Below are 22,064 nucleotides of genomic sequence, written 5' to 3'. Positions count from 1 at the left end.
GCAGGGCAACGATGTCCGTTTCAGTCACGCCGACAATATCCCGCCGCACAGCCGTCCTCGGCATCCTGGGCGCGGTGCCCCTGGCCCTGCTACCGGCGGTCTTCGGCGCAGAATCGGCCAAAGCTGACACCCTCACCGGCGTCTTCCACGGGCCCACCGGCTACGACCAGCTGTACAGCACCACGCCGACCGAACGCGGTCCGCGCGACCCGATGTCCACCCAGACGGTCCAGCTGCACTCGACCACATGGCCGATCTCTCCCGGACAGACATGCTGGGTCTCCTGGACGAAGAACGGGGTCGCCCAGACTGACGTTGGCTGCTCCTTCGACTACAACAATGGCAACAACAGCTATTGGAAGGTCAACCTCGGCTCCTTCGCGAGGGGCGACCAGATCACCTACACCGTCCACGCCAACGTCGACGGCGCAGGCGCGATCACCAGCGGCCCGTTCAGCTTCGCCGTCACCGACTGGTCCGGCACCGGCAACGTCAGCGGCTACACCGACAACGGCACCTCGGTCGACGTCGCTGTCAGCGACACCTCCGGCAGCTTCTCCCCCAAGATCCGTTACACCTTCCCTGCGCCAGACCGCTTCCACGTCCAGATCGCACCCCACGGCACCGGCCTGAATATCACGGGCGCCACGGGCTACACCGTCACCGACACAGGCACCACGCTGCAACTGGCCACCAGCGCGCTGCAGGTGAAGATCCAGAAGAGCCCCGCCCGCGTTTCCGTCTACAAGGCCGACGGCACCACGCTGATTGCCCAACAGTACGACCCGGCCATATTCCGGAACACCGGATGGGCCAGCGACGGCGCGACCACAGTTACCAAGATCGAGGACCACTGGCTGACCCCCGCCGGAGAACGGTTCGAGGGCTTCGGCGAACGGTACGACTACCTGGACCAGCGCGGCCACGACGTCGACAACTACGTCTATAACCAGTACCAGGATCAAGGACCCACCCACCGCACCTACATGTCGGTCCCGTTCTTCACCAACTCCGCAGGCTACGGGGTGTACGTCCCCAGCACGCGCTACTCGCTGTTCAATGTGTGCACTTATCTCTCCGACATGGTCGGCTTCACCGTCGACACCGGTGGCGCGCTCGACTCCACCGTCGACTATCACTTCCTCACCGGTACCCAGGGAAACATCCTGGATGCCTACACCTCTCTGACCGGACGCCCATGGCTGCCCCCGAAATGGGCGTTCGGCCTGTGGATGTCCGCCAACGAGTGGAACACCCAGACCGAGGTCACGAACGAGCTCGCCAACGTCACCAGCAACAACATCCCGCACAGTGTCCTGGTCCTGGAGCAGTGGAGCGACGAGGCCACCTTCTACGTCTGGCACGGCGCGACTTACACCGCCAAGCCTGGCAGCGGCGCCCTGGCCTACACCGACCTCACCTTCCCGTCCGGCGGCGAGTGGAGCGACCCCAAGGCCATGGTCGCCGCCGCCCACGCCCAGAACATCAAAGTCGTCCTGTGGCAGATCCCCGTGCTCAAGCAGGACTTCAGCACCAACCCCGCCACCGCGCCCCAGCAGCACCTCAACGACCAGAGCTACGCCGCCGCCCAGGGCTACCTGATCGGAGACGGGGTCGGCGGGCAATACCGGATCCCCACCGGAGAATGGTTCGGGGACAGCACCATGCCGGACTTCACCAACGCCGCGGCGACGTCCTGGTGGATGAGCAAGCGCGCCTATCTCTTCGACGATGTCGGCATCGACGGGATGAAGACCGACGGCGGCGAGATGGTCTTCGGCCGCACTGCCTCCTTCTCCGACGGCCGCAAGGGTGACGAGATGCACAACGGGTATACCAACGCCTACACCGGCGCCTACGGCGCCTACGTTCAGACCAAGAAGAACGGAGACGGGGTCCTGTTCAGCCGCGGCGGAACCGCGGGTGCGCAGGCACACTCCATCTACTGGGCCGGGGATCAGGCCTCGACGTTCTCGGCCTTCCAGCAGGCCCTGCGTGCCGGCCTGAGCGGCGGGGAGTCCGGCATTCCTTTCTGGGCGTGGGACATGGCCGGCTTCACCGGAACCTTCCCGAGCAGCGAGCTCTACCTCCGGGCCGCCGCCCAACAGACCTACTCCCCGATGATGCAGTACCACTCCGAGAAGTCCGATCCCAGCCCGTCAGAGGCCCGGACCCCCTGGAACGTCCAGGCCCGCACGGGCGATACAACGGTGGTCCCCACGTTCCGCAAGTTCGCCAACACGCGGATGAACCTGATCCCTTACATCTACACCGAGGCCAAGAACGCCTCCCTGACCGGGTTGCCGTTGCTTCAGACCATGCGGCTGGCCTTCCCCGGCGACGCCTCGGCAGCGCCCCTGGACATGCAGTACATGTTCGGCCGCCAGCTGCTCGTCGCCCCGATCACAACGCAAGGTGCGACCTCGGTCACGCTCTACCTCCCCGGCGGGGAATGGCACGACGTCATCAACGGCGGCAAGGCTTCCGGTCCCGGCAACAAGACCTACATCGCCGACACCTCCACCATCCCGGTCTATGCCCGCGACGGCGCCATCATCCCGCTGAACCTCAACTCCAATTACGAATACGGCGGAAGCATCGGCAACGACGTCTACAACTACACGAACCTGGTCTTCCGGATCTACCCCGCAGGAACCACCTCGGCCGACTACTTCGACGACGCCGCCGGTACCGTCAAGCAGATCACCAGCACTGAGAACTGGAGCAGCCACCAGGTCATCGCCACCGTGCCGCCGCTCGCCACCACCGCAACCCTCCAGGTCAACACCACCGTCCCCAGCACCATCACAGTCGACGGAATCGCCCTGACCGCCTACAGCACGCTCAGCGGCCTCACCGCCGCGGCAACCGGCTGGTACTGGGATCCCGTCCAGCAGTTCGCCCTCATCAAGATCGCCTCCGGAACCACCACCCGCACCGTCATCCTCTCCGGGGTCAACAAGAGCGCATACGAAGCGGAATTCGCCACCGCAACAGGAACCACCACCAACACCAACCACCCCGGATTCACCGGCACCGGCTTCGTCGACGGCTTCACCGCCGCCGGTTCCTCCCTCACCTTCGACGTCAGCGCCAACGCCACCGGAACCCACCAACTCACCTTCCGCTACGCCAACGCCACAGGCGGGCCAGCCACCCGGACCATCTACGTCGACGGAACCTCCATCGGAACCCTCACACTGCCCACCCTGGCCAACTGGGACACATGGGGCACCGCAACCATCAGCACCACCCTCACCTCAGGACGGCACTCGGTGAAGATCTCCTACGACACGGCCAACACAGCCGCCATCAACCTCGACAACCTCACAGTGGGCAGGCCATGACCGCCCCGCGCCGAGACCGGCGCCGAAACCGCCTCAGCGGGATCCTCGTCGGAATGATGCTGCTGCTCTCCTCAACCGCCGGGGCCACCTTTGTGACCGCCGTCCCGGCCCACGCGGCAGGGATCCAACGCGTCCAGTTCACCGGAGCCGGCGACTACCTGGTCGCGGAATTCCTCAGCGACGACCTGGTCCACTTCGAAATGGGCACCGGATCCGGGCCCGGCGCCGGGGTGGCCATCCCCACGACCGACCAAGTCGCCTCGACCAGCTACGCAGGCCCCACCGCCTTCACCCAGACCGCCTCGACCGCCAGCAGCGCGCACATCCAGGTCAGCGTCAACACCACGACCATGTGCGCCGACGTCACGGATACGACCCGGACGCCGGCCCTGCTGCTGCACACAGTCTGCCCACGGAACCTGACGGCAGCGTGGAAGGGGCTGTCCTTCACCAAGTCCGCCATGCAGGACGCCTACGGCCTCGGCGAAGAATTCTTCACCGGCGGCAATGCCGACGGCGACAGGGTTGGAGTCGACCGCTCCTCCCGTGGCGCCTACGGCAACACCATGAACTACGACGTCGACAACGGCCCCGTCGGAAACACCCAGATCCCCGTCCTCTTCGCCGTCGGCGCCAACAATGCCAACTACGGCCTCTTCGTCGACCAGGTCTACAAGCAGGACTGGAACCTCACCGCAGACCCCTGGACCATGGACACCTACGGCGACCAGCTGCGGTGGTACGTCATGGCCGGTCCCAGCCTGCCGGACCTGCGCAAGAGCTACATGAACCTCACCGGCCACCCCCCGGTGCCCCCGCAGAAGGCATTCGGGCTCTGGAACTCCGAATACGGGTACAAGAACTGGACCGAGATCGACAACACCTTGGCCGGCCTGCGCGCCGACAAGTTCCCCGTCGACGGATTCATGCTCGACCTGCAATGGTTCGGCGGCGTCACCGCAGGCTCCGACAACACCAAGATGGGTACCCTCCAGTTCGACCCGACCAACTTCCCCAACGCCGCGTCCAAGATCGCCGACTACCGCGACAACCAAGGCGTCGGCCTCATGACCATCGAAGAGTCCTACATCGGCAAAGGACTCCCCGAATACACCAACCTTGCCAACCAAGGCTTCCTGGCCCGCGCCGGCTGCCCCACCTGCGACCCCGTCTACCTCACCGCCAACGACTGGTGGGGCCGCGGAAGCATGATCGACAGAACCCAGCCGGCCGCCGGCGCCTACTGGGCCGCCACCAAGGAACAGCCACTCGTCAACATGGGCATCCTCGGCCACTGGCTCGATCTCGGCGAACCCGAAATGTATGACTCCAACGACTGGACCGCCGGCCTGCCGCCCGGCAAACACGCCCACGCCGACTACCACAACCTGTATGCCCTGGAATGGGCCAACAGTGTCGCCAAGGGGTACACCGCCGCTTCGTCAACCCAGCGGCCCTTCCTGCTCTCCCGCTCCGGAGCCGCCGGTATCCAGCGCGACGGCGCAGCCATGTGGTCCGGTGACATCGCCACCCGCATGACCGCCCTTGCAGACCAAACCAACGTCCAGATGGAGATGTCGATGTCCGGCATCGACTACTTCGGCTCCGATATCGGCGGCTTCCACCGTGACGAGGCCATCGCCGGGTCCGACATCAACGAGATCTACACCCAATGGTTCGCGAATTCCGCATGGTTCGACGTCCCGATCCGCCCCCACACCGACAACACCTGCAACTGCCAGCAGACAGCCCCCGACAAGATCGGCGACGTCCCCAGCAACCTGGCCAACCTCCGCCAGCGCTACGAGCTCACCCCGTACTACTACTCCGTGGCGCACAACGCCTACAGCACCGGAGACCCCCTCGCCCCGCCGCTGGTGTACTACTACCAGAACGACCCCAACGTCCGCACCATGGGCAGCGAGAAGATGATCGGACCGAACATGCTTGTCGGCGTCGTCGCTGCATCAGGCGAACGGCAGAGGAACATGTACCTGCCCGCCGGCACCTGGTACGACTACCACACGAACAAGAAGTACGTCAGCACCGGCCAGTGGGTGAACAACCTGCCCGAATGGACCAACGGAGTCTTCCAGCTCCCCGCATTCGCCAAGGCCGGAGCGATCCTGCCCAAGATGTACGTCGATGACAAAACGATGAACGTCACCGGCGCCCGCACCGACGCCACCACCCGCAACGAGCTCGTCGCCCAGGTCTACCCCGACACCAACGCCTCCAACTTCACCCTTACCGAAGACGACGGCAAGTCGGTCAACTACCAGACCGGGGCGCAGCGCCTCACCGGCATCACCCAGCAACTGTCAGGGTCCACCGAAACCGTGAACATCGCCGCATCATCAGGCACCTACACCGGAGCGCCGGACAGCCGCCAGAACGTCGTCCAACTCGTCACCGACGAAACCCAGGCCTCCGCCGTAACGCTGAACGGAATGCCGCTGACCCAGTACGCGAACAAGGCAGCCTTCGATGCCGCCGCCAGCGGCTGGTACAACGCCGGAGGGAACCTCGTCGTCGCTAAATCCGACAGCACCGCGGTCGGGACCGCGAAGTCTTTCCAGTTCACCCTCGGCCAGACCCCGGTATCAGCCAGCTTCACCTGCTCAAACGGCACCACCACGAGCGGGCAGTCGGTCTACGTCGTAGGCAACGTCCCCGGGTTGGGGAACTGGTCACCGGCCAGCGCCGTCAAGCTCGACCCCACCTCCTACCCCACCTGGACCGGAACGATCAGCGACCTCCCGCCGAACACTGCCATCGAATGGAAATGCATCAAGCGCCAGGAAGCCAACTACCCCGCATCCGCAGACGCCTGGCAGCCAGGCTCCAACTCGACCTTAACGACCCCCTCCTTTGGGTCTGCCGGCGCGACGTCGGGAGGGTTCTAATGCCCGGGGACCGGAATGGTCCGTAGGGCCGCGGCGACCCCGAATGCATGACCATGAGGCCGTGAGCGCGTATCAACAATAGAAGACCGACAGGGCCAGAGAGGCCGCTCCTGTGATCGGAGTGGCCCTCTGGCAGGACGCGAAAATGCCCTGGCACTATGTGATGGTGCCAGGGCATTTATTGTGGATCACCGCGTGATCTAGGCGCTTTAGTTGCTTGTTAACGGCTTAAGGTAGCTGTCCACCGTGACCTCCAGCGCTTCGTGCCATGGTGTTGCCGTGACACCCAGCATCTTCTGCGTCTCCGCGGAGTCGATCACGAAGGGCATCGTGAATTGGTAGCTTGAAGCCGAGATCTCGCGCAGGATGGGAATGACCGTGCCTGAAGCGCTGAGCAACCATTGCGGGATCCGCGCGACCCGACCATTGACGCCCCAGCGCTCGTTCACCTGCCGCACGATTTCCGAACGGGGGACGGATGCACTCGGCACATGCCAGGCGCGCCCCCATTCGCCCGTGTGGTCGGCAGCTGCGATCAATGTCGCGGCGATATCGGGAAGGAAGCTCCAACTGTGCTCTAGCGCAGGGTTCCCAACGACCCGCGCCGTTTTGGAAGCCAGGAGTGGTTCGAAGAAGCCACCGCCAAGGTGTGTCGACGTCCCCGCAGCCCCAGGACCGAAGTAGTCGCTGGCCCGAACCTCCACGGCCCGGATTTCACCGCGTTGGTGCGCGGCGAGCACTTTCTCCCAACCCGCTTTGCGTACCAGGCCCTTTTTCTCGGTGGTGGCGAGCTGTGAGTGCTCGGTCATCGGACCGGCCGGCGGTCCGTACGCATAGAGGTTGCCCATGAGCACAAGCGCGGCCCCGGAGTCACGGGCCGCAGTGATCACAGCGTCGAAGATCGGTGGCCAGTCGGCTACCCAGTTGGTGTACGGCGGGTTGGTGCACACAAAGATCGCGCCGGCTCCGCGCGCAGCCTGTGTCACATCGGCCGGGTTGCTGGCGTCCAGCTTCACGGGAGTCGCACCAGGGATCGTAGTGCCGCTGCGCGTGCCGAGTGTGACCTGGTCTCCACGGGCGGAGAGCTGCCTCGCGAGCGTCCCGCCTACCAGTCCCGCGCCGAGGATGAGATGGCTTACCACGATGGTTATCTCCTGAGCTGTCCGGCCACGCGTTGCTGGGTGACACGGCACACCCTACAACACGACGGAGCCCATCACCCTTGACAAGGTCCGACGGTGGAATGAATGATACGAGCCTCACCAGCTTTGTCCTTTCCGGTGGTCAATAGCTGAATTGGTGTCCAACAATGTCGAAAGAGCGCATTGACAGTAATCGTGTGGGCGAGTTTTTCAGTCGGGTTGGTTGGGTTGCTCCTGAACTGGATGAGTGTGATCGGAACGCTGATCGTGCCACGTCCGCTGCACAGCAACCTTTCACGGGTGACCCATTTGGTCACTGCGAAAATCTTCTTTGCCATCACAAAACCCGTCACCTCGTACGAAGCGCGTGATCGGATCCTTGCCTGGCAGTCTCCGATGGCGCTCTTCGTCCGCCTGCTGGTTTGGGTGATCCTGTTCGATCTGTCGTTCAGCCTCCTGCTCCTTCCCTTCGTCGACGGCGACTACTGGGCAGCTTCAAGCGAGGCCGGCTCCGCGATGTTCACGCTCGGCTACGCTGCGCCATCGAATGTCGGCAATACGGTGTTGGTTTACGTTGCCGCGTATACCGGGTTGATTGTCATCGCTTTGCAGATTGGTTACTTACCAACCCTCTATGCAGCCTTCAATAGGCGGGAGGCGGAGGTAACGCTCCTGGTATCGCGGGCAGGTTCACCTTCATGGGGACCGGAGCTTCTGGTGCGCACACGGTTTGGCATGGCCGCTCAAACCAGTACGAGCGAGCTCAGCGAGCTTTACCAAAGGTGGGAGCGATGGGCCGCGGATGTAGCCGAATCACACAGCACCTACCTCACCTTGGTGTGGTTCCGTTCACCTTCACCGCAATCCAACTGGCTCAACTCCATCCTCAGCGTCATGGACGCGGCCGCGTTACAGCTTTCCTTGAGTCCGGGGTCTGCCCCGAGCACCCGGGCGCGGCTGGTCCTTCGGATGGGTTTCACCTGCCTGAATCAAGTGGCGCGGGCTATTCGTATCCCGGTCGAGGAAGACCCCGATCCCGATTCCGAACTCGACGTGAAATTCGAAGACTTTCAAGCGGCCGTGGAGCTCATGCGGGCCGTCGACTACCCGGTTGAGGTGACGGCGGAACAAGCGTGGCCCCACTTCAGGGGCTGGCGCGTCAACTACGAGAAAGTCGCATACGCCCTTGCCTACGCGATCGACGCCCCGCCATCAATGTGGAGTGGCCCACGACGCTTCGCGTCCGAACCGATCATGCCGCACCGGCCGAAGAACCGCACTTCCAAGGACGTCAAGCCAGACGACCCCCAAATGATCGCCCAGAGGAAGACACGGTGACATCAAAGTGCAAGGATGGCACAAGAAATGACCGTTGACCCACATCGAAGAGGAGAAGCATCATGCCCATGATCGACGTGTACGCAACGACAGGGACCTTTGCCGACAAGCATCAGCTCGCCGTTGATCTGGCATCGACCGTGATGCGGGTGGAGCAGGTTCCGGATATCCCGATGTTCCGCAAGAACACGGCGGCATTTATCCACGAACTCCCGGATGGAGATCTGTCGAATGTCGACGGCGACAGCAACTACGTGCGCGTCCAGGTGCTCACGAACGCGGGTGCACTGAACCGCGAAAAGCAGCTCGCTTTGGTCGAACAGCTCACCGCGCTCGTCGCGACGGCGGCAGCGGATCCGACCCTGCCCGATCGAACCTGGGTCCTGCTCACGGAAGCCCCCGACGGCGGCTGGGGCCTCAACGGCCACGCCAACACTAACGAGGAGCTCATCGCAGCCGCGCGGGCACAGATTGCCTCCCTCCAAGGGCAGACCCCGCAGGCCTGACTTCGGCCAGCAACCGGGAAAGAGGGGGCCAAGCGCCCTCTGACGTGAACTTGGCTACTCGGCAAACACCTGCTTGGCGACCGCCATGGCGGACATCGCTTTCGGCCAGCCCGCGTAGAACGCCAAGTGCGTAATCGCCTCGCTCAATTCGGACTCGCTCAGTATCTCAGGGGCCGGGATTAGAGCGGCGGAAATCTTCTGAGGCCAACGACGCCGCCCGCGGCAATGAGGGTTCCGCCGAAGGCCAGCAGGATTCCAGCCACCGAGACGGTTGGAGCGATGGGATGGTCGCCCTGGGCAGGGGCGCCGTGGTCAATGCGGGCGGCCGCCGCCGAGGCTGAATTTTGCGTCGAGGGGCTCGGATTGGAAACGATCGGCGACGGCACCGCAGCGGTGATCGTAGCGGGTGGCGCCACCTGGGTGGGTGCCGGTTCGGCGGTCACCGCCGGCGCGGTCGTTGAAGCGCCACCGGGAGGAACTGCGACGCCGGGATCCGGCTGGGGTTGCGGTTGTACCGGTGGGCTGGCCGTGGTGGACGGGGTTGCTTTGCCCGTCGGCCGGGGAGATGGGGAGCTGCCGGGAGAGCACATGCCGACTACCCCTAGAAGGCCTTGCGAATCGCAGGATGCGGCCCCTGCGGTCTCCGCTGGCGCAAGTGCGATAAGGCACAACGCGAAAGGGAGCGCGACGAGGGCAACTGGAACCTTCCGGCGAGTCATGGCTTCGACTCTACCTACTCTGCGGCAACTTGGGAGGGAAGCGGCGTTGGCTTCAATCCCTGAGCTGCCCCAGAATCCGGGCCAGCTCGTCGCGATCTTCTGCGCTGAGCCGGGCAAAGTACTCGGACGACTTGCCGCGACGTTCGGCGCTGATCTTCGCGAAGAGCTGCTGGCCGGCTGGGGTGGCGGCGACAAGGGTGGCCCGCCGGTCCGTGGGGTCCGGATCGCGACGGACGAGGCCTTTGACCTCCAGCTGGTCCACCACTTCCGTGGCCGAACGCGGCGCAATGCGCAGCCGTTCCGCCAGGTCTTTCAACCGCATCGGCTCCCCGGGCGCCGGGCGCATAAGCGTCATGAGCGCCCGCCACTGGTGCGGCGTCAGCTCCCAGGGCGACAGCTGCTCGGCCCAGGTCCGGCGCAGCCCACGGAAAGCGGCATGGAAGAGATCGCCAAGGTCGGCAGAATCAGAGGGCTGTGAGTGCATTTTGCCAGTCTAGCAATTTGACCGGTAACCACATAGTGAGGTAGCCTCTGTATTAGAAAGGCGCGATTCCCGCGCCCCGCTCGCCACTGGAGGTGGTGCTTATGACGGAGAATATCCTCACCCAAAATCCCCATCGTCCGGGCGCTGGAGCCCGAAATCCCGGCCGCGGCCCCGCCCGCCTCAATCCTGCCGACCGCACCCAGCTAAAACAGCATCCCGTGAGCCTCAAACGGATCGCCGGGCTGTTCACACCGCACAAGGTGACCGTTGCCGCCGTCGTGCTTCTCATCAGCGCGTCGAGCATCATCGGCTTGGCACAGCCGTTCCTCGTTCGCCACATCATCGACGTCGCGCTCCCCGGCAAGGATCTACCGCTTCTCGCGTGGCTGGCCGCCGGATTGATCGCCGTGGCAGCCGCAACCGCACTCATTGGCGTGCTGCAGACCTGGATGACCACGGGCATGGGCCAGAAGATCATGCACACGCTGCGCACGCGCTTGTTTACACACCTGCAGCAGCAATCACTGGGATTCTTCACCCGGACCCGCAGCGGCGAGGTGCAGTCGCGGTTGAACAACGACATTTCCGGCCTGCAGCAGGTCATCACCTCCACCGCGACCGGTGTTGCGTCCAACCTGACCACGGCAATTGCCACCGCCATCGCCATGGTCGCCATTTCGCCCGGGCTCTCGCTCCTGTCCCTGATAGTGATCCCGCCGGCAGTCTTGTTCACCCGCCGGGTGGCCCTGCTCCGGCGCAACATCACGTCCACGCTGCAGAGCGAACTGGCCATCATGAACACGCAGGTCGAGGAAGGGCTGTCGGTCTCCGGCGTCCGGCTCTCCAAAACCCTCGGAACCACCAAGCGCGACGCCCACCGCTACACGGAAAGCTCCAAACGGCTGATCGGCCTGGAGATGCGCTCCCAGTTGGCCGGCCGCTGGCGGATGTCCACCATGGGCATCATCTTCTCGGCTATTCCGGCGCTCATCTACCTGGCCGCTGGACTTCCCGTCACGAGCGGAGGCATGACCATCGGCACGCTCGTGGCGTTCACTGCCCTGCAGGGTGCGATCTTCCGCCCGGTCATGAGCCTGCTGGACCTCGGCGTTCAATGGGTCACCGCGATGGCCCTGTTCAGCCGCATTTTTGAGTACCTGGACTTGGCTCCCGAGATCACGGCCCCGGCGCGGCCCGTCCCGCTGGACCCGGCCGCGGTGCGCGGCGAGGTCCGCTTCGAGGGCGTCAGTTTCGCGTACGACGGCGGCACTGAAGTCCTGCTCGGCATCGACCTTACGCTTCCGGCCGGCACCCGCACCGCAATCGTGGGCCCCACGGGCTCCGGGAAATCAACACTGGGCTCGCTGGTCCCCCGCTTGCATGACGCCACGGCCGGACGAATCACCATTGACGGTGTGGACGTCCGCGACATCGCCCCTGAGGACCTGACGAAAATCGTGGGTGTCGTGTCCCAGGAGACGTACTTGATTCACGACACCATCCGGGAAAACCTGCTGCTGGCCGCACCCGGTGCGGACGACGCAGTCCTGTGGAGCGCCCTGGCCTCCGCGCAGATCGCGGACCTGATCGCAAGCTTGCCCGACGGCCTGGACACCATGGTCGGCGCCCGCGGCCACCGGTTCTCCGGAGGAGAACAGCAACGCTTGGCCATTGCCCGAACCATCCTGCGCAATCCTAAAGTGCTGGTTCTCGACGAGGCCACTTCCGCCCTGGACAACGCCACCGAGGCCCAGGTCCAGGCGGCGCTCGACCGGCTGGCGGTTGGCCGGACTACGCTCACCATCGCCCACCGGCTCTCCACAGTGGAGAAAGCCGACCAGCTGGCAGTGCTGGCCCGGGGTGCCATCGTCGAGGCTGGAACGCCCGGACAGCTTCGCGATGCCGGCGGCGCGTACGCACGGCTTGTCGAGGCCGGAGGGACTGTGGAGTTCGCCGGCGCCGCAGCCCGCCTCACGGCATGAACCGGTATCCGATCCCCACCTCGGTGATCAAGTGGCGCGGGTTCCCGGGCTCCGCTTCCAGTTTCCGCCGGAGCTGCGCCATGTACACGCGCAGGTAGTTGGCTTCCTTGGCGTAGGCCAGGCCCCCGGACCTCGCTGAGGAGCTGCTGGCACGGGACTGGTCTGCCCCATTGAACCTCTCCCAGTGACCAAGGACCGGGAATTGCCGGTGTCCTGGTTCGAGGAAATGCCAGCTACCGGCATTGAAGGCCTTGTCCGCAAGGGGGCTTCCCAGGTTTACGTGGGCGGCAAGAAGCAGTGGTTAAGGTGAAGTACCGCCGGTCCGTGGACGTCGTGTGAACTCTCGCCATTTCGTACGTGTTGCAAGGAGGATTCATGAGATCGGTCGTACTGTCGGGCCATGGTCGAATCTGGCGGCGGGACGTGGTGGCTGCACTTCGCCAAGGACTCCGGCCCAGCACGGGATGACGGTCTCCTGGCCCGCGTTGGCCGGCTGGGTGTGCGGCTCGATGCAGGGCGCCCGTTGTTCCTGGATCACGAAGGCGTGCCGCATGACGCGGGCAACAAGTTCTTTGCCAGCGGGCGGATGCGGAATCTGACGGCGGGAACGAACCGACAGTACGCATTTGCCCTTCGGACCTGGTTCAACTTCCTCCAGACGCGGAGCAAGGAGTGGACAGGGGCAGCCGAAAACGATCTATTCGACTATCGCTTCTGGAGGACCTCGGCCTTGGATAATCCGCGTCGTATTTCCGGCGCGACATGGCAGGGCGACCTTGCCGCAATCCTTGCCTTCCACGACTGGGCCGCAGACCGGCTCGGCACGAACCGGCTCCTTCCCGCGGCTCAAAAGCAAGCGTGGGCAGGGAACCGGGTCGCGGTGCGAGACCCCCGCGCCAGAGCCTCGGCGATCCGTGCAGCAGACGTCAAATGGCTCTCTCCAGGAGCGTTCCGCCTGTGGCGTGACGTCGGGATCCACGGAAAGGAGCCCGGCGGGGCGGAGAAGACGCGCTGGAGGCCGCGGTCCCAGACCCGGGATGCGGCATTCGTTGACGGCCTCTACAGGACCGGACTGCGCATACAGGAGCTCGCCTCGATTTGCCTCATCGAGCTCCCTACCGACGGTGCCGCGAAAGCCTACGCCACGGCTCGCCTGGCGGGCAGCTGCGCAAAGGGCGGCCGGAGCCGACGGTACTGGATGGGCCGCGAGTCGCTCGACGGCATGTGGAACTACGTCCAGACCGACCGGGCCGCCGCGATCCTCTGCGGCCTCGAGAGCGGCTTGTACGAAAGCCTGGCCGGCAGGCGGATTGTCCAGGGGATAACCGACCGTGGCCTGGTGCGGATTGCCGAACCGGGTGGAAGTACCGTGCTCGCGAACCTGAATGACCTGTCCCCGGCCGACCGGAGCCTGCTGTTCATCAAGGGACCGGACGGTCTTGAACCGCTGGCGCTGTGGCTGAACGAGGATGGCTTGCCGCGGGCGAAGCGCGGGTGGTACAAGTCATTCGCCTTGGCCAACAACCGTGTGCGCAAGGCCGGAATCGACCGGCTCGAATGCCATCCACACATGCTCCGGCACAGCTTCGCGCTGAGGTGGTACGCCGTCGGCCGGCTGGTGTGGGAACGCCGGCGCGCAGGGACCGGGTCGGACCGTCTGGAGGACTTCCGGGAGCAGTTCGGCGATACATGGTCGCTGGTGCAGACGATGCTCGGGCATTCGGATGTGAACACGACCAGGAATATCTATCTTGAGCCTTTCATCGGGTTGGATGTGGAGTTCCTCCTGGCGCACAGCGGCGATGAGCTCAGCCGGGACGGGGTCCTTGCGTTCCTGCGCTCTGATCCACGGGTCCGTCTACTCGATCCGGGGGACGGCAAGTGACGGGGCGGGCTGCATCCCTGCCCCCGTCTGGCTACTCAACCCCGCAGACGCTCTTCCTCGACGGCGACGCTCCGGTGGCGCGGGTCTATCCGGAGCGGGGACGGGGGCCACGTGATTTCCACTTCGGAAGGCTTGGGCTCTCCCCGGTCCTGACCGGGGAGCTCGCCGCCGGTTTCGCGCGCGCGACGGGACCCGCGGGGACGAGGCGGACGATTCCGTCCGCCGACGGGCTCTTCGAAACCCTGCGGTCGTTCGCGAACCTCATCCTTACCAGGCCAAGACCGGCCGCATGCGTGGGCGAGCTGCGGGCCGGATATGTCCTCGAGCTGCGGATGCTGGGGACACGGGAAGGAAACGCGGTCGTGCTCGCCCTCAGGACCGTGCTTCGAGGCGTCGACGGTGTCCCGAACGAGTTCCGCGATGCCCTCTACACCCCGGTCCGGGCGACGAACCCCCGCGCCGCTGTCCAGGCCTACACCGAGGCTGAGTTCCGCCAGATCCGGCGGGCGGCCAGGCGCATCGTCCGAGCGGCGGTGACGCGTATCCGGGCTGCCCGGGCCGAGGCCGACCGATACCTGTCCGGGGACCCCCTGCCGGGAGACGCCTGTTTCCGGGCGGGAACGAAGGCAGCGAAGCTGGCATATATCGCAGTTCACGGGGGCGTCCCACGACGCGACAGCGGCAAGGTACGGTACTCGTCTTGCGCGGACCGCTGCGGTCCGAGATGGACCTGACCCTCTCTGCCGCGCGGAGACCGCTAGCGGACCGGGACGACTACGGCTCCGCCCACGGCGTTTACGAGATCGCCCTCGAGTTCGGCCGTGACGCCCGGCAGTACCTCGCCTACCCCGATCTAATCGTCTACCACTCCTTCAGCTATCGGTTGGGAACCCCCGGGAATCTGGGCTACCGCACGCCGGCCGCGGGAGAGTTCGGGCCGCTGGAAGGCTTTCCGGACGGGGACGGCATGCCCCGGCGCGTGGATTCCCGTCGGCTCCGGCGGACCTTCCTCGAGCTCCACCAGCGCCCGGTGGCCCAGGCCAGCGCCACGCTTGCCTCCGTCTACCTCGTCCGTGACCGAACGTCGCTCAGTAGCTATCAGGATGTCGTGGCAGGAGCTCTCAAAAGCGAGGTCGAGAGGATCCGCGCCGAGAACCTGGACCGCACCCTCAGCGATGAAGACTGCCGCGCAGCCCTTCACCACCCGGCAGAGGTAGCGGCGAGGTTCGGAGTCAGCGAGGAGATCCTCGGGAAAGTTCTCGCCGGGCGACTGGACACGGTCGGATCGGCGTGCGTGGACAACGAGCACAGCCCTTACAGCGAGCACGGGCGGCCGTGCACCGCATCGTTCCTCCTTTGCCTCACCTGCCCGTGCTCGCGTTCCGAGCCCAGGCACGTGCCGGTCCAGGCCCTGATGCTCACCGAGCTCAGAGCCCGACGCACCGAGATGACGCCGCCCGAGTGGGACCGGCGTTTCGCCCCGGCGGCCGATCGGCTCGACGACGTCCTCCGGCTCCAGCGCGCAGATGTCCCCGCGGAAGCCGGGCGAGCCTCCACCGAAGACGCCCGCCTTGTCCGAGCCCTCCTTGAAAATGAGTTGGAGATCCCATGAGCATCCACGCCATCGACACTGCCCGGCCGGCACCGGTGTCCGACACCCCGGTCCTGCTCGGCCGACCAGTCCGGCCGGAGATCGCCCCGGAGACGCTGTCACGTTTCGGCGATAACCGTTGGGACCTCACTGCCGGGATCTTCGAGGACCACAGCGACTCAACGAGCATCAACTTCAAACGGCTTCCGCAGCCATGGCGGGACGCGGTCAAAGGGTACCTATGGCAGCTGATCAACGAGGACCATCCGCGCGCCCTGCCATCCGCGCGCGCCGGAATCCGCTGCTCCCTGCGATCGGTGTCGTTCGTGAAGGGCCCTATCGAGCGGCTGATCATCTGGGCCCTCGGACGCGGTCTGGAATCCTTCGCGGAGCTGGACGCGGCGCGCCTCAATGAGTACCTGGCACACCTGGGCGACTCCGGAGTCTCCTACGGGTCCAGGCAGCACTCCGTCGCGGAAGTGCGGCGGCTGTGGGCCTACAGGGGCCTGGTCCCGCCGCGGCTGGCGATGCCGGACGCCCCGCCCTGGGACGATGCGCCCGCCAGGGAGCTGCTCGGCGCACGCTCCGACGTCCAGCCGCACAACCGCATACCCCGGATCGGCGATGCAACGCTCGTCCCCCTGTTCGCATGGGCGATCCGGTTCGTCGAAGAGATCTCATGGGACATCCGACCCAACTTCGGCGAGTTCCGCAGGACCATCGTGGGCGGACGCGAATACCGGCAGGCAGGCCGAAGGCTGTATGAGGCGGAGCGGCATCAGAAGCTGACGCAGGTCCTGGCGCAGCTGCGCGCAGCAGGCCTGGGGCTTCCCGGCCGCGTGCTGACCGACGGGTCACGCGAGATCAGATGGGCGCACCTCGCACGGCTGACCGGCACGCTAGGGGCGACGCACGCCAAGTATGACCGGTCAGTGATCGAAGCCTCGGGCCTTCAAATCGACGACAACGCCTACCTGACCCCCGGCTGCGCCGTGACCGTCGACGGAATCCCCTGGCACCCCGGGTCCATGAAGTACGACGACGCGCTCGACTACGCCCGACTGCTCCATACCGCCTGCTACATCGTGATCGCCTACCTCTCGGGCATGCGGCCAGGAGAGGTCCTGACCCTCACGGCCGGATGTCTCCATCACGATCCCGAGCGGGACCTGTGGACACTCACCGGCACGCGGTGGAAGGGAGCAACCGGACCCCACGGCGGCAAGGCAGAAGAAGGCGCAACGCGTGAGAACCCGTGGGTCGTCCACCCCCTCGTCGCCCAAGCCGTCACCGTCGCTGAGGAACTCGGTGACGGACGCCTCCTCTTCCCCAAGAGCATCCGGCCCAAGGAAAACCACCCGAAGACCCGCAGGGAATGGGTGCGGCCGGGCCAGGCCCGGACAGCCACCCAAGTCGCAGTGGACATCGCCTCGTTTGCGGAATGGGTCAACAGCTTCTGCCGCGCGAACGGCCGTCCGGACACCATCCCGAACGACCCCGACGGGCGCATCACCCCCAGCCGCTTCCGCCGAACCCTCGCCTGGCACATTGTGCGCCGGCCCCGCGGCCTGGTCGCGGCCGCGATCCAATACGGGCACATCAACGTCCACGTCACCCAGGGCTACGCCGGAAACTACACCTCGGGCTTCCCGGACGACCTCGCCTTCGAACAATGGCTCGAACGGATCGACCAAGCCACAGACCTCGAAGCGTACCTCGACACCGGTGGACACCTCAGCGGGCCGGCCGCCGGAGAACTGGAACACCGTGTCCGGGGAACCGGCAAGAAATTCGCCGGGAAAATCCTCCTCACCGGCCGCCAGGCCCGAAAACTGCTCCAAGACCCCCTGCTCCAGGTCTACCCCGGACGCGGCCTGCACTGCGTCTTCGACCGCGCCAAAGCCCGCTGCATCACGGCCACGGACGACGGCCCCGATCTCAGCGGCTGCCAACCAGACTGCTCCAACATCGCCCGCACCAGCCCAGACGTCGAACAACTCCACGCCAGGCTCGCCCGCCTTCCGGACGACACGCTGGCCCCGCCGATCCGCCACCAGCGCACGACCGCAATCAGAAAGTCCATCCAAAGCATCATCGAAGCCCATCAGGAGGGCACACCATGACGACCCCGGAAAAGGAACAAATCCGCCAAGCCCTCGAACGCGCCATGGACGACCTTCTGGACGGCCGCGTGCCCGGCCCCCTCACAAGCCTGCGCCTCGTCGAACTCGCCGGCGTCAAGCGCCACCGGCTCACCCACGACAACCCCGAAATCAACGCAAGGTTCCAGGAACGGACAAGGGAGCTAAACCGGACAAAACCCGAGGTCGAAAGCCTGCGGACGGCGCTCTCGGACGAAAGACAGCGGAATGCCCGGCTCACCGCGGCCAACCGTGACCTCGACAAACGGCTCAAAGCCTATGCAAACGCCCTCCTTGACGTGCTCGAGGAAAGAGACTCGCTCAGAAACAGGCTCGCCCGCCGGGACTATCTCATAAACGGTGTATCCGGCGGTTTGTTTTAGTAGTTTTCAGCGGCCGGGAATCGGTCGCTGAAAGTGATGGCGAAGGCGTTCAAAGCGGGCTTCCAGCGCATTGTCCATCGGGTCCTGCCGGCACCGGTCGGATCGAGGGATCGGGTGACCAGATAGAGGCACTTTAGCGCGGCCTGCTCGGTGGGGAAATGACCCCGGGCCTTGACGGCGCGCCGGTACCTGGCGTTCAGCGATTCGATCGCGTTGGTCGAGCAGATCACGCGCCGGATTTCCACGTCGTAGTCCAGGAAGGGGATGAACTCCTCCCAAGCGTTTTCCCAGAGCCTCACGATCGCCCCGTATTTCCTGCCCCAGCGCTCCGTAAGCTCCTCGAACGCTGCCCGGGCCGCCGTGGCGTTCACGGCTGTGTAGATCGGCTTCACATCCCGTTTGAGCGCGTCCCAGTCCTGCTTCGAGGCCAGACGGAAGGTGTTGCGGATCAAGTGGATGTTATGCCGATGTCGGCATAACATCCATTATGCCGACCTTCGGATTATGCCGATGTGGTCGCGGGATCCCTTGCGGGACAGGGGCCCGACCCTGGCAAGGTCGGCATAATGCAGTGCGCTGATCCATGCTTGCCTTTCCGTCGTGGAGAGGAGAGCGTCATGGTCAAGGTATTGCGGTCGTTCGTGCGGGGACCCTTGGAGCCGCACGTCGAGGGGTTCGCCGGGCAATTGCTTCGACAAGGGTATTCGCGGGCCTCGGCCGAGCAGCACGTCTGTTTCATCGCGCATCTGGACCGTTGGATGCGGGGTGCGGGCGTCGGTCTAGGCGATCTGAACGGGGAGGTGCTTGATCGTTATCTGGCCGAGCGGCGTGCAGCTGGCTATAGAGAATATCGGTCGGTCAGGGCGTTGCAGCCGCTGCTGGACTACCTGGTTCCGCTTGGAGTGCTGCCCGTCCCGCATGAGGTTCCGCTGGGGCCGGTGGAGGAGTTGTTGGCCGACTTCCGCGGCTGGCTGCTCCGTGAGCGGGGCCTTACCGAGGGCACGGTTCGCGGCTACGTCGACTGCGTGCGGCCTTTCGTCGCGGGTCGCCTGCGCGGTGAGGTGCTCGACCTTGCCGGCCTGACCGCAGCTGACGTCACCGGGTTCGTGCGGACTGCTTGTCCCGGACGGGCAGTCGGGTCGGCGAAGTTGATCGTGTGCTCGTTGCGGTCGCTGCTGGGCTGGTTGCATGTCACCGGCCAGGTGCCCATGTCGCTGGCCACAGCGGCGCCATCGGTGGCGGGTTGGCGGCTGTCAGGCTTGCCGAAAGGACTCGAACCTGCCGAACTGCGGCGTTTGCTGTCCGGCTGCGATCGGCACACCACGGTCGGTCGGCGCGATTTCGCGGTGATGCTGCTGTTGGCGCGGATGGGCCTGCGCGCTGGCGAGGTCGCAGCTCTCGGGTTGGACGATATCGATTGGCGCCGCGGTGAGGTGGTGATAGTGGGGAAAGGCAACCGGTCCGAACGATTGCCGCTGCCCGATGAGATCGGCGCGGCGATCGCGGCTTACTTTCGCCGGGGCAGACCTTCCGACGCCGAGGGACGCAGCGTTTTCGTTCGTGTTCACGCCCCGCACCGGCCATTGACCACCGGAGGCGTGACCATGATCGTGTTCGACGGCGCGCAACGCGCAGGGCTCCCCAGAATGCACGCCCACCGGCTGCGCCATACCGCGGCCACCGCGATGCTGCGCGCCGGGGCCCCGCTGGCCGAAGTCGGGCAGGTCCTTCGGCACCGGTCAGCCATGTCCACGGCGATCTATGCCAAGGTCGACCACGCGGCTCTGGCCGTGCTGGTCCGTCCCTGGCCCGTCGACCCGACCGGTGGTCTGTCATGAGCCGGCTTCTGAATGAGCAATTGGCTGACTACCTGGGGCTGCGCCGTGCGCTGGGTTACCGGTTGGCCCGGCCGGAGAAGCTGCTCCGCCAGTTCCTCGATCATCTCGAGCAGGCCGGCGCGGACGTCGTCACGACCGAGGCGGCACTGGACTGGTCGCGGCTGCCTGCCAACGCAGACTCGAACTGGCACGCCTATCGGTTGTCGGTGGTGCGCGGCTTCGCCACCTACCTGCGCACCCTCGATCCGGTGCATCAGGTCCCAGCCGCGGAGTTGTTGCCGCAGCGCCCGCACCGCGCGAGCCCGTACTTGTATTCCGACGCTGAGATCGCAGGGCTGATCGCCGCGACGGCCACGCTGCGCACCCCATTGCGGCGGGCTACATTCTCGACGCTGATCGGTTTGCTTGCCGTGACCGGCATCCGCGTCGGCGAGGCGATCGCATTGAACCGAGGTGACCTGGATCTCACGCAACGGCGGCTCCTGGTGCGGTTTGGGAAGTTCGGTAAGACCAGAGCTCTGGTGCTGCACCCAACGACAGTAGACGAGCTGCACGGCTACCAGCGGCTACGTGATCGGCTTGCCCCGTCGACCGGGACGTCGGCTCTGCTCGTGTCCACGGCGGGAACCAGACTGATCTACTGCAATGTCCACCACACGTTCAAGCAGTTGTCCCGTCTCGCCGGTCTGCGACCGCGATCCGGGTCATGCCGGCCCCGCATCCACGACCTTCGGCATTCCTTCGCCGTCCGGTCGATGCTCGACGCCTATGCAGCAGGCCAGGACGGGCAGACCCGCCTGACGCTGCTGTCCACCTGGATGGGCCACGTCCATCCGGCCAGCACCTACTGGTATCTATCCGCATCGCCCGACCTTATGGCTGTCGCCGGGCAACGCCTCGACGCATACCTTGCCGACCAGTCATTAGGCCGGTCATGAGCGCCCTCGCCCCGACCTTGGAAGCGTTCTTCACCGACCGCCTTATCCGGCAGCGGAACGCCAGCGCACACACAGTTGCCGCCTACCGCGACACGCTGCGGCTGCTGCTCGGATACGCCTCGGCACAGACAAGGCTCACGCCGTCAGCACTGGATCTATCCGATCTCGACGCACCGTTGATCGCCGGCTTCCTCGATCACCTCGAGCAAGAGCGGGGCAACAGCATCCGCACCCGCAACGCTCGCCTGGCCGCGATCCACTCCTTGTTCCGGTTCGCCGCCCTGGCCCACCCCGAGCACGCCGCCAGCATCGCCCGCGTGCTGGCAATCCCGCCAAAACGCTTCGACCGGGCCCTGATCACCTACCTGAAAGAGGCCGAGATCAATGCGCTTCTCGCCGCCTGCGACCAAACCACCCGGACCGGGAGACGCGACCACGCGCTGCTGCTGCTCGCCGTTCAGACCGGGCTACGGATCTCCGAAATCGCCGGGCTCACCCGCGCTGACGTGCACCTTGGCACCGGCGCGCACGTCGCTTGCCACGGCAAAGGGCGCAAAGACCGGATCACTCCGCTGACCAGTGGCACCATCGCCGTCCTCCGCGGCTGGATCAACGAACAGCACGGCGATCCCAACAACCCCTTGTTCACGACCCTCCGCGGCGCGAAGCTCAGCCGCGATGCAATCGAGCACCGAATCGCCCACTACGCCAGCGCAGCGGCCGCCGCCTGCCCATCACTGCACGGCAAAACGATCACAGCACACGTGCTCCGGCATTACGTGGACGGCTGGGTTATGTGGCTGGTTGGGTGTTTCCGCTGGTGGGAGCGCCGCTGGAACCGGTTCCGGCCACATAATCCTGAGC

At 65.3% G+C, this 22,064-nt stretch carries 17 protein-coding genes and 3 pseudogenes; 14 read left to right on the top strand and 6 right to left on the bottom strand.

The window, feature by feature from the left end; all coding sequences use genetic code 11:
• Positions 1 to 11 precede the first annotated feature (11 nt).
• Both ABH924_RS13970 and ABH924_RS13965 read left to right on the top strand, forming a co-directional pair.
• Positions 12 to 3,347 (top strand): TIM-barrel domain-containing protein, encoded by a 3,336-nt coding sequence (locus ABH924_RS13970; RefSeq protein ID WP_404499654.1) that lies wholly within the window; start codon positions 12 to 14, stop codon positions 3,345 to 3,347.
• Complete coding sequence (locus ABH924_RS13965) at positions 3,344 to 6,253, top strand: TIM-barrel domain-containing protein (RefSeq protein ID WP_404499652.1); 2,910 nt, start codon at positions 3,344 to 3,346, stop codon at positions 6,251 to 6,253. Before ABH924_RS13970 ends, ABH924_RS13965 begins: the two co-directional genes overlap by 4 nt.
• Positions 6,254 to 6,462: 209 nt before the next feature.
• Here ABH924_RS13965 and ABH924_RS13960 read toward each other — a convergent pair whose 3' ends face one another.
• Positions 6,463 to 7,395, bottom strand: a complete 933-nt coding sequence (locus tag ABH924_RS13960; protein WP_404499650.1) for an NAD-dependent epimerase/dehydratase family protein — start codon at positions 7,393 to 7,395, stop codon at positions 6,463 to 6,465.
• Positions 7,396 to 7,638: 243 nt separating this feature from the next.
• Between ABH924_RS13960 and ABH924_RS13955 the strand changes: the two genes are divergently transcribed.
• Positions 7,639 to 8,733, top strand: a complete 1,095-nt coding sequence (locus tag ABH924_RS13955) for a hypothetical protein (protein ID WP_404499648.1) — start codon at positions 7,639 to 7,641, stop codon at positions 8,731 to 8,733.
• Positions 8,734 to 8,795: 62 nt separating this feature from the next.
• The gene (locus tag ABH924_RS13950) at positions 8,796 to 9,239 is read left to right on the top strand and encodes a hypothetical protein (protein WP_404499646.1); all 444 of its coding nucleotides are present in this window, start codon (positions 8,796 to 8,798) and stop codon (positions 9,237 to 9,239) included.
• 54 nt (positions 9,240 to 9,293) lie between these two features.
• On the opposite strand, the pseudogene ABH924_RS13945 reads toward ABH924_RS13950, so the two are convergent.
• The 3 genes and pseudogenes from ABH924_RS13945 to ABH924_RS13935 form a co-directional block, all read right to left on the bottom strand.
• Positions 9,294 to 9,401 (bottom strand): annotated as a pseudogene (locus tag ABH924_RS13945) (carboxymuconolactone decarboxylase family protein); the annotation flags it as partial.
• Positions 9,402 to 9,418: 17 nt separating this feature from the next.
• Complete coding sequence (locus ABH924_RS13940) at positions 9,419 to 9,958, bottom strand: hypothetical protein (protein WP_404499644.1); 540 nt, start codon at positions 9,956 to 9,958, stop codon at positions 9,419 to 9,421.
• A gap of 52 nt (positions 9,959 to 10,010) precedes the next feature.
• A complete protein-coding gene (locus ABH924_RS13935) occupies positions 10,011 to 10,442 on the bottom strand; it encodes a MarR family winged helix-turn-helix transcriptional regulator (RefSeq protein ID WP_404499642.1) in 432 nt (143 codons plus the stop codon).
• A gap of 101 nt (positions 10,443 to 10,543) precedes the next feature.
• Between ABH924_RS13935 and ABH924_RS13930 the strand changes: the two genes are divergently transcribed.
• A complete protein-coding gene (locus ABH924_RS13930) occupies positions 10,544 to 12,424 on the top strand; it encodes an ABC transporter ATP-binding protein (RefSeq protein WP_404499640.1) in 1,881 nt (626 codons plus the stop codon).
• Here ABH924_RS13930 and ABH924_RS13925 read toward each other — a convergent pair.
• Positions 12,414 to 12,576, bottom strand: a pseudogene (locus tag ABH924_RS13925) (winged helix-turn-helix domain-containing protein); the annotation flags it as partial. The gene ABH924_RS13930 and the pseudogene ABH924_RS13925 overlap by 11 nt on opposite strands.
• 32 nt (positions 12,577 to 12,608) lie before the next feature.
• Between ABH924_RS13925 and ABH924_RS13920 the strand changes: the two are divergent.
• The 6 genes from ABH924_RS13920 (at position 12,609) to ABH924_RS13895 (ending at position 18,424) form a co-directional block, all read left to right on the top strand.
• Entirely contained in the window at positions 12,609 to 12,734 is a 126-nt protein-coding gene (locus ABH924_RS13920) for a hypothetical protein (protein ID WP_404499638.1), read from the top strand.
• 90 nt (positions 12,735 to 12,824) lie between these two features.
• The gene (locus ABH924_RS13915; protein WP_404499636.1) at positions 12,825 to 14,309 is read left to right on the top strand and encodes a hypothetical protein; all 1,485 of its coding nucleotides are present in this window, start codon (positions 12,825 to 12,827) and stop codon (positions 14,307 to 14,309) included.
• On the top strand, positions 14,306 to 15,043 hold the full coding sequence (locus ABH924_RS13910; protein WP_404499634.1) for a hypothetical protein: 738 nt from the start codon (positions 14,306 to 14,308) through the stop codon (positions 15,041 to 15,043). Before ABH924_RS13915 ends, ABH924_RS13910 begins: the two co-directional genes overlap by 4 nt.
• The gene (locus tag ABH924_RS13905; protein ID WP_404499632.1) at positions 15,010 to 15,921 is read left to right on the top strand and encodes a hypothetical protein; all 912 of its coding nucleotides are present in this window, start codon (positions 15,010 to 15,012) and stop codon (positions 15,919 to 15,921) included. Before ABH924_RS13910 ends, ABH924_RS13905 begins: the two co-directional genes overlap by 34 nt.
• Complete coding sequence (locus ABH924_RS13900) at positions 15,918 to 18,023, top strand: hypothetical protein (RefSeq protein ID WP_404499630.1); 2,106 nt, start codon at positions 15,918 to 15,920, stop codon at positions 18,021 to 18,023. Before ABH924_RS13905 ends, ABH924_RS13900 begins: the two co-directional genes overlap by 4 nt.
• The gene (locus ABH924_RS13895) at positions 18,020 to 18,424 is read left to right on the top strand and encodes a hypothetical protein (protein WP_404499628.1); all 405 of its coding nucleotides are present in this window, start codon (positions 18,020 to 18,022) and stop codon (positions 18,422 to 18,424) included. Before ABH924_RS13900 ends, ABH924_RS13895 begins: the two co-directional genes overlap by 4 nt.
• Here the strand turns inward: ABH924_RS13895 and ABH924_RS13890 are convergent.
• A pseudogene (locus ABH924_RS13890) lies at positions 18,421 to 18,882 on the bottom strand (transposase); the annotation flags it as partial. The gene ABH924_RS13895 and the pseudogene ABH924_RS13890 sit on opposite strands and share 4 nt — an antisense overlap.
• A 159-nt stretch (positions 18,883 to 19,041) precedes the next feature.
• Between ABH924_RS13890 and ABH924_RS13885 the strand changes: the two are divergent.
• From ABH924_RS13885 to ABH924_RS13875, 3 genes are all read left to right on the top strand, one after another.
• Positions 19,042 to 20,262, top strand: a complete 1,221-nt coding sequence (locus ABH924_RS13885) for a tyrosine-type recombinase/integrase (protein WP_404499626.1) — start codon at positions 19,042 to 19,044, stop codon at positions 20,260 to 20,262.
• The gene (locus ABH924_RS13880; protein ID WP_404499624.1) at positions 20,259 to 21,200 is read left to right on the top strand and encodes a tyrosine-type recombinase/integrase; all 942 of its coding nucleotides are present in this window, start codon (positions 20,259 to 20,261) and stop codon (positions 21,198 to 21,200) included. Before ABH924_RS13885 ends, ABH924_RS13880 begins: the two co-directional genes overlap by 4 nt.
• On the top strand, positions 21,197 to 22,064 hold an 868-nt coding region (locus tag ABH924_RS13875), incomplete at its 3' end, for a tyrosine-type recombinase/integrase (protein ID WP_404499622.1). The genes ABH924_RS13880 and ABH924_RS13875, both read left to right, overlap by 4 nt.

It is taken from the genome of Arthrobacter sp. GAS37 (assembly GCF_044908325.1).
GTDB classification, from domain to species: Bacteria; Actinomycetota; Actinomycetes; order Actinomycetales; family Micrococcaceae; genus Arthrobacter; species Arthrobacter ramosus.
The sequence above is the reverse complement of the archived record's forward strand: the minus strand, read 5'-3'. Positions and strand labels throughout refer to the sequence as shown.